Here is a 7,253-nt window from a genome sequence, read left to right on the forward strand (position 1 = left end):
GACTTTTTAGTTCAGTTTTTAACCATTCTTTCCTTAACTTAATGGCAGTGACAATAAGCCTATCTATCATTCTGATGTGATTTCAGTTTTGTTTACGTGCAAACTCTCTAATCCCACCTTGTAGTTAGGATAAATTAGAGAGACATTAAGATCTTTTTTAATTTTAACATTACTTACTTTTTTTGATCCTAAATAAAAACTCTGTGCATAATCTGGTAACTCAATTGGTTCTGGAGGGCTAACATTGAGAAGTTTGGTCGCATATATTACCACTTCAGATTGTGTAGTGGGTAAATCGTCTGCACAATTGTATATTTCACCAGGTTTTATGTTTTGCATGGAAGAAAATAGAATATTCGATATATCTTCAACGTGAATACGAGAAAAAAAATGCCCTTCTTTTTTCATATTTCTAGCTTTGCCAAGCTGCAAGTCAATTAACACGTTCCTACCAGGACCGTATATTCCAGCTAAACGAAAAATATGTACAGGCAGTTTGCTATTTAGCCACTTCCTTTCAGATTTAAGGCGTTTTTCTCCTCTGATTTCTATAGGTTTTGTTTCAGATTCCTCATTCACCCAATTACCAGAGTGATCACCATAGACGCTAGTTGCAGACAAATAACCAAGCCATTTTACATTTTGCAGGCAATCACCGTATCTCTCCACAACATCATCGCCATCTGGAGGAATAGAAATTAAAACGTGCGTTGCGCTTTTAAGCAGATCTTGACTAACTTTCTCATAATTAAAGAGGATTACATCTTGTATATTTTTACTTCTTGATGTGCCACTGACTTTCCAACCTAAGTTCAGTAATTTTTTCGATAAAAATTTAGCTACATATCCATAACCAAAGCAAAACAAGTGCATGAAAATTAATTTTTAAAATTCTTCTTGATAAATTCTACTCCTAATTTTATTCCCTCTTCATTAATAATATGCCCTAATGCATAAATTGGGTGTCCTTCAACATTTACTCCATTTTCTTTCAGAGCTTTAACCGCTAAGTCGAGGGACGAAAAAGGTACCACGTCGTCAGCATCACCATGGATAACACATATGTTAGGTTTTGACTTGATCTCTGGTGCAGTTTTTGAAGGTGAAAGAAATCTACCAGAGTATGCAACAACTGATGCACAGGATTGAGAGCGGGTGAGAGCTGTATGTATTGCAAGCATTGCTCCTTGAGAAAATCCAACTAAAGAAAGTTGCGTATCTTTTAAATTAAGCTCCTTTAATTTTGTATCAATGAAATGATTTACAATTGATGTAGCATTTTTTACTCCATTATATAGCGCTTCCTCACTACGATCTTCCAAGCTGAACCACTGATAACCATCACCTATTTCTCTTTCAAACGGAGCATTGGGTACTGCAAAATATGAACCCAGTAAAAACTTGCTCATAACTTTAGCAAGGTGAATGAAATTATCGCCACTTGAGCCCCAACCATGTAAAAAAACAATCAAATTTTTCTTATTTCCGCCTGCACAAATTTCTGGACCTCTAAGTTCAATCATTTTTTTTCCTTTTGCGTTTATATTTTTATCTAACACTAATTTTCAAATTTGTAAAACCAATGTGCAATTACGTTCCCGATACTATAGCTAAAGTGACTTAGGTTCATCGACGATTTGAAAAACCGTCATTCCGCTACTTGTTAGCGGAATCTATACTAAGATACCGCGAATGAATCGCGGTATGACGTAGGATTGCTGTCATTCCAGTGCTTGACACTGGAATCCAGGAAACTTAACTTTACACCAGGTAATAAGAACTGGATCCCAGTGTCAAGTACTGGGATGACACCTCTGGGCACTGCCGTCATAAAGGAACCAGTGTCAGCTACTTTCATGACATCAATAATTGACCTCGACTTACCGTCCAACTAGAAAGTTGTATATAGAATGACAGAAATCCAGATGTTATTTATTTACTTTCGATCTTTTCTATCAATTTTTTAACTAAGCCTCTTAGCTTTTTACTGGATTCATCAAGCTCTTGAATCTGCGAGCTGTGCTCTTTCATTAGTTCCTTATAGTTACCTCTTATGTAGTCAATCATTTCCTTCATCTGAGCAATCATCTTGTTGATATCCATACTACCCAAATCAGATATCATGTTGGGCATAGCCCCTTCTAACATACCGCCAGCCATAAGCTGCTGAGACATTTGCATAAATGGTTTTAAAGTCTGATTAAGCAATTCAGGATCCTTGGCTAATTTTTCTATTTGCTCTTTGCAAGTATCCATATACTGCTTCATAAATTCATCTTCTTGCACTTTACCTGTCATAATTACACCTACTTGAAAATATCGATTTTCTATTATATATTGTTTTTAAATTAAAAACAATACAAAATACTCATCACAATTGCATTAATACTTTTTAAACAACAAAAAATGCTCCTTTGCTTATAAAGAGTCACATACTTTCTTTAACCACCCCTTATCTTTGACGCTATTTTCTAAGTTTTTATAGACAAATTGATGGTAGCCATTTATCCATTCAATTTCATCCTTAGTAAGCATTTGCACATTTATTAGTCTTCTATCATATGGAATAGAGGTCAGTTGTTTAAAGTTTAAGAAGCCGTCTTCTTGTCTGTCGACATATATCAGATTTTCAATTCTTATTCCATACTCTCCCGGAATGTAATAGCCAGGTTCGTTGGATAGTATCATGCCTGGCGTGAGTTTCACTTTATTTCCCTTTGATATTGCTTGTGGTCCTTCGTGTACTGATAGGTAACTTCCTACTCCATGCCCTGTACCATGCATATAGTCCATTCCAAATTTCCATAAATGCGTACGTGCCAATATATCCAATTCTCCACCAGTAGTGCCGGGGGGAAAGACGACACTTGCTATAGCAATGTGAGCTTTGAGTACTATTGTATAGTGGGTTATTTGCTCATTGGTCGGATTACCAACTACTACAGTTCTTGTCACATCAGTTGTGCCGTCAAGGTACTGGCCACCAGAGTCAATCAAATACAGTCCATCTTTCTGAATTACTTTATTCGTCTTACTGCTTGCACGATAGTGAATTATTGCTCCATTCTCATTAAATGCTGAAATTGTTGGAAAACTTAGTTGCTTAAACAAATTCTGCTCTTTTCTGTATTCTAAGAGTTTCTCTTCAGCTTCAAGCTCTGTACCAACATTATTTTCAAGCCAATGTAGAAAGTTTGTAACTGCCACTCCATCTCTGATGTGCGCATTTATAGCCCCAGCTATTTCAGTTTGATTTTTTACTGCTTTATGAATTAAACAAGGATCCTCTCTTTCAGCTACCTGTTTATCTTTTATTACAGCCATGATACTCATTGGAGTTGTGTTTGGATCTATAACTATTGAATTTAGCTTGTGCAGCGAATTTTCTAGCCCACTAATATCAAAAATATTTATATGGTTGCCTAAATTTGCTTCTATAGTTGAATGTTCTTTATCTTGAATAAACAAATCAACATTACCGCTTTTATACAATATAGCACGGCCCAATATACATGGAGTATATTTAGCATTTTCATTTCTTAAATTTAATAACCATGAAATTGAATTTGGATCAGTTAAAAGCACTGCTTCAGCTTCTTTATCTATACTTTTAGCGACTTTTTCACATTTGTCCTTACTACTTTCACCAGCATATTCAATAGAATGTAAAACCACTGCTTGTTTTCGATAGTCACTTTTTTTTCCAGCTAAACAGGGTATTAATTTACAGATATTCTCATACTTTCTTATATCTTCTATGGTAAAATATTGCAAATAATAACCTAGTGAGGCAGTCGATGTTAAGTTTGCTTTTATCCATTCGCGTGGATCCTCTTCTTGTATATTATATACTTGAAAATTGCCCCGATCGAGCTGATTGCGAGCTTGTGTGATATAGCGTCCATCTGTAAAAAATGGGCACTTGTTGTTTTTTGTAACAATGAGCAGCCCATTTGTTCCTGTGAAGCCACACAGCTTTGTTAGCTCCTCTGAATACTCATTTAAATATTCATCTTTAGTATGCAACACAAATGCATCAACGTTTATTTCGTGCATAAAAGAACGAAATTCTTCGATTTTTGAGTTCGGTAGAAGCTGTAGCTTTACTCCTCTCGTTTGAGTTTTATTACTACAACTCCCCCTAAAGAACCGTGCTTGCAGATTTCCCGCACACGGCTCATCAATATTAGTTTTCACAGTCGTCCCTCTTATGCATATAAAGAAAAATGTATTTTTGGCTTTGGTAATGGATTTACTTCTACGTAGTGTACAAACTGTTCCCAGGTCATACTCTTTTTCTGACTACGCCGATTTATCCATTTAAATGCTAGCTTTCTTACTGATGTGTAAAATTGTTTCAAACACCAATAATTTCCGCTAATACCAAAGTAGTTATAGTGTCCTGTTAATTTAGCCTTCAGTACTTGCCACCAATCTTTAAGTCGAATACTTCCGCGGACTATTTTCAACCACTCCTTGATTTCTTTTAGTTTTCTGGCTAGATTTAACTTAGAGGTTTTATGTCCCATCATTAATCTACCACGACGACTTTTTGCACCATAGTGCGTAAACCCCAGAAAATTGAATTTCCGTCCTTCGTTTCTCTCTTATCGCTCGTTGCCACTCCCTCTTGCCAAACTTTACTACTCTGGTCTTGTTTTCAGATACTTCCAACCCAAATTTATTTAGCCTTTGTTTCAGTAATTCCAGAAATTCTTCCGCGTCTACCTTACTTTCGCAACAAACCACAAAATCATCGCAAAACCTTATTACTTGTATATATCCTCTGGATCTTGGTTTAAATTTCTTTTCTATCCATAAATCCAACACATAATGTAAGTATATATTTGCTAATACAGGACTTACTATACCGCCTTGTGGTGTACCTTGTTTTGTTGCTTCATAATTTCCAGCTTCGACTATCCCTGCCTTGAGAAACCGCTTTACTAACCACAGCAAATTTGGGTCAGTTATTCGTTCCCTTAGACACCTCATTAGCCATTTATGCTGTATATTATCGTAGAACTTCTTGATATCCACTTCTACAATGTAGTTTATTGGCTTGTACATAACTGCTTTATCTAGTGCATTTACCGCTTGATGACAGTTTCTTCCTGGTCGAAATCCATATGAGCTGTCCAGAAAGTTTGCCTCGTAAATATTTTCTAATATCTTCTTCAGCATAATCTGTACTAATTTATCCTCGGTCGATGGTATTCCGAGTCCGCGTTTCTCTTTACTTCCAGCTTTCGGTATATATACCCTCTTTACTGGTTGTGGTTGATATTGCTTCCTCTTCATACTTTCTACTAGCACTTCGAGTTTCTCATTCAGATTTTCTCCGTATGATTCCACTGTTATCTGGTCTACTCCACAAGCCTTGTTACGCTTCAGTTCTTTATAACATCTCGCAAGATTCTCTGTATTTATCAGATGGACTAACGATGTGAATTTTAGTCGCTTATCTTGCTTTGCTCTTACTGCTATCTGGTTTAGTTTATATCGCATGTTATTCCTACCTCCGTTGTATTGGCATAGCAATCCCTATTCCAGTTACTATATTGCTGATCGCTTCCCCTTGTACGTGGCTTTCCCACATTCTGAGTACTATCAATCAGTCCGACTTCCCCTGCATCTTCCGCTAGTTCTTGCCTTTGTTGACTTGTTCCAACGTACCTTAATAGGAATGCATGGGATCTCCCAAGTTCACTTGAAGTCCATTTCAATACATGGCACGGTCTCAGATCCCGATAGAGTGAGTGATAACTTGCCTTTACGTTATCCTTCATGCTGTCTTCCATGGCCATGAACATGTCGACCTCTATGTCTTCAGGTATTTCGGGACTCCACTCCTTCACTTCCGTTGTGCCCTGCATTGTCCATCCCACTAGCTCTATTACACTCGTTACCTCATGCAACATAGTGGTCTGTTCCAAACTGTTGGCTAGACTTTGTTTGTGTTGGATTTTCACCAACTGTTCTCCAAGCACTTCTTGGCGCACCTTGGCATTCCCCGACAAGGGGTACCAAATCTAATTTTTGTAATCACTTAAGTCTAGTACTATTTTATTAATGTAGCGCTCATTTGCATCTTTGATGATAAACTTCATACCATTTTTATATTTAATGACTTCATCTACAGAAGGCACTTTACCAGCAATCGAAAGAATCAAACCACCAAGTGTAACATAGTCTTCTTCAGGGTCACGTAATTCTATTTTTAGATCCTCTTCTATATCTTTTATAAGAGCCCTTGCTGATACTTCAAACTTATTTTGAGACAATTCAGTAATGGTATATTCTGAATTTATTTCGTTTTCACTATCAATGTTTGGTATTAGTTCCTCTATAAGATCAGTCATTGAAATTAAACCATCAGTTCCACCATATTCATCCAATACGATAGCTAAGCATGATTTAGAAGAGTTCATCCTAACAAAAAGATTAGTTGTCTTCATCGAGGGTGGAACAAATATTACGCTTTGTATAATATGTTTCAGATTAAAATTTTTATCCCTATTAAAAATAACATCTTTTACATAAAAAAAGCCTATTACGTTATCAAAGTTATTTTTATAAATTGGTATTTTAGTGTGGCAAGTGTTTTTTATCTTCTTTATTATTTCACGCTCGCTTGACTCAATGTCTACTGCGCATATCTCTGTACGTGGAGTCATTATATCCATTATACCACAATCGCGGAATTTTAATAGACCATTAAATATATTAAGGTCTGGCAGATCTTTCATTAATGCCTCAGTCGCACACTTTTTCAACACAGAAGCTTTTTTGAAAAGGAAGAGAAAAATTCTATATGCTATTTTTTCTACTAAGGTTCTTTTTTTACTCAATTTATTCCCTGTAATGGCAAAAACGTTTTCAGATTAGATTTATCAAGAAAACTGTTATTAAATGTTTAATAAGCATGTGAATAATGTCAAATTAATTTGTGAATTATTTGTTGATATAAAATACCAACAATTGATCAACAACTTTTTCAACAACATATACATAGTTGTGTAACAATGCATGATGGTAAAGTATTTTCCATAAAAGAAAATTACTAACACTCTAAACACTTTACTTATACACATAAATCATAACAGAAAATCAATAATATACGAAAGTTACTCACATATTTATCCACAAGTTGAACAACGCCAATTTTTACTGAATTTTAAGTTAGTAACAAGTTATTGATAGAACTATTATTATTACTATACTTTAATATACAAAAGAATAAATAGAATAGA

General features: G+C 35.5%; 8 protein-coding genes. All 8 read right to left on the bottom strand.

Annotation, left to right across the window (positions count from 1 at the left end; genetic code table 11):
- Window positions 1-66: 66 nt before the first annotated feature.
- The 8 genes from AAGD84_RS07435 to AAGD84_RS07470 all read right to left on the bottom strand — a co-directional run bounded on the left by AAGD84_RS07435 (window position 67) and on the right by AAGD84_RS07470 (window position 6,851).
- Window positions 67-873, bottom strand: coding sequence for an SDR family oxidoreductase (locus tag AAGD84_RS07435; protein WP_264723180.1), 807 nt, complete (start codon window positions 871-873; stop codon window positions 67-69).
- 5 nt (window positions 874-878) lie between these two features.
- Complete coding sequence (locus AAGD84_RS07440; protein ID WP_341818177.1) at window positions 879-1,523, bottom strand: alpha/beta hydrolase; 645 nt, start codon at window positions 1,521-1,523, stop codon at window positions 879-881.
- A gap of 409 nt (window positions 1,524-1,932) precedes the next feature.
- Window positions 1,933-2,298, bottom strand: coding sequence for a hypothetical protein (locus AAGD84_RS07445; RefSeq protein ID WP_265029951.1), 366 nt, complete (start codon window positions 2,296-2,298; stop codon window positions 1,933-1,935).
- A 120-nt stretch (window positions 2,299-2,418) separates the two neighbouring features.
- Window positions 2,419-4,056: an aminopeptidase P family protein gene (locus tag AAGD84_RS07450; RefSeq protein ID WP_264723482.1), complete on the bottom strand. Its 1,638-nt coding sequence runs from the start codon at window positions 4,054-4,056 to the stop codon at window positions 2,419-2,421.
- A 152-nt stretch (window positions 4,057-4,208) separates the two neighbouring features.
- A complete protein-coding gene (locus AAGD84_RS07455) occupies window positions 4,209-4,532 on the bottom strand; it encodes a hypothetical protein (RefSeq protein WP_264329539.1) in 324 nt (107 codons plus the stop codon).
- Window positions 4,533-4,536: 4 nt separating this feature from the next.
- Window positions 4,537-5,508: a group II intron reverse transcriptase/maturase gene (gene ltrA, locus AAGD84_RS07460; RefSeq protein WP_341818007.1), complete on the bottom strand. Its 972-nt coding sequence runs from the start codon at window positions 5,506-5,508 to the stop codon at window positions 4,537-4,539.
- Window positions 5,493-6,020 (bottom strand): hypothetical protein, encoded by a 528-nt coding sequence (locus AAGD84_RS07465; protein WP_341818012.1) that lies wholly within the window; start codon window positions 6,018-6,020, stop codon window positions 5,493-5,495. Before AAGD84_RS07465 ends, ltrA begins: the two co-directional genes overlap by 16 nt.
- A 12-nt stretch (window positions 6,021-6,032) precedes the next feature.
- The gene (locus tag AAGD84_RS07470; RefSeq protein ID WP_007549273.1) at window positions 6,033-6,851 is read right to left on the bottom strand and encodes a transporter associated domain-containing protein; all 819 of its coding nucleotides are present in this window, start codon (window positions 6,849-6,851) and stop codon (window positions 6,033-6,035) included.
- Between the last annotated feature and the right edge of the window lie 402 nt (window positions 6,852-7,253).

This window comes from Wolbachia endosymbiont (group A) of Andrena fulva, from assembly GCF_964026815.1.
Classification (GTDB): Bacteria; Pseudomonadota; Alphaproteobacteria; order Rickettsiales; family Anaplasmataceae; genus Wolbachia; species Wolbachia pipientis.

Bases quoted from the DNA above. Each gene is read 5' to 3' on its own strand.
- AAGD84_RS07435 (WP_264723180.1), bottom strand. From the start codon at position 873: ATGCACTTGTTTTGCTTTGGTTATGGATATGTAGCTAAATTTTTATCG.
- AAGD84_RS07440 (WP_341818177.1), bottom strand. From the start codon at position 1,523: ATGATTGAACTTAGAGGTCCAGAAATTTGTGCAGGCGGAAATAAGAAA.
- AAGD84_RS07445 (WP_265029951.1), bottom strand. From the start codon at position 2,298: ATGACAGGTAAAGTGCAAGAAGATGAATTTATGAAGCAGTATATGGAT.
- AAGD84_RS07450 (WP_264723482.1), bottom strand. From the start codon at position 4,056: ATGCACGAAATAAACGTTGATGCATTTGTGTTGCATACTAAAGATGAA.
- AAGD84_RS07455 (WP_264329539.1), bottom strand. From the start codon at position 4,532: ATGATGGGACATAAAACCTCTAAGTTAAATCTAGCCAGAAAACTAAAA.
- ltrA (WP_341818007.1), bottom strand. From the start codon at position 5,508: ATGCGATATAAACTAAACCAGATAGCAGTAAGAGCAAAGCAAGATAAG.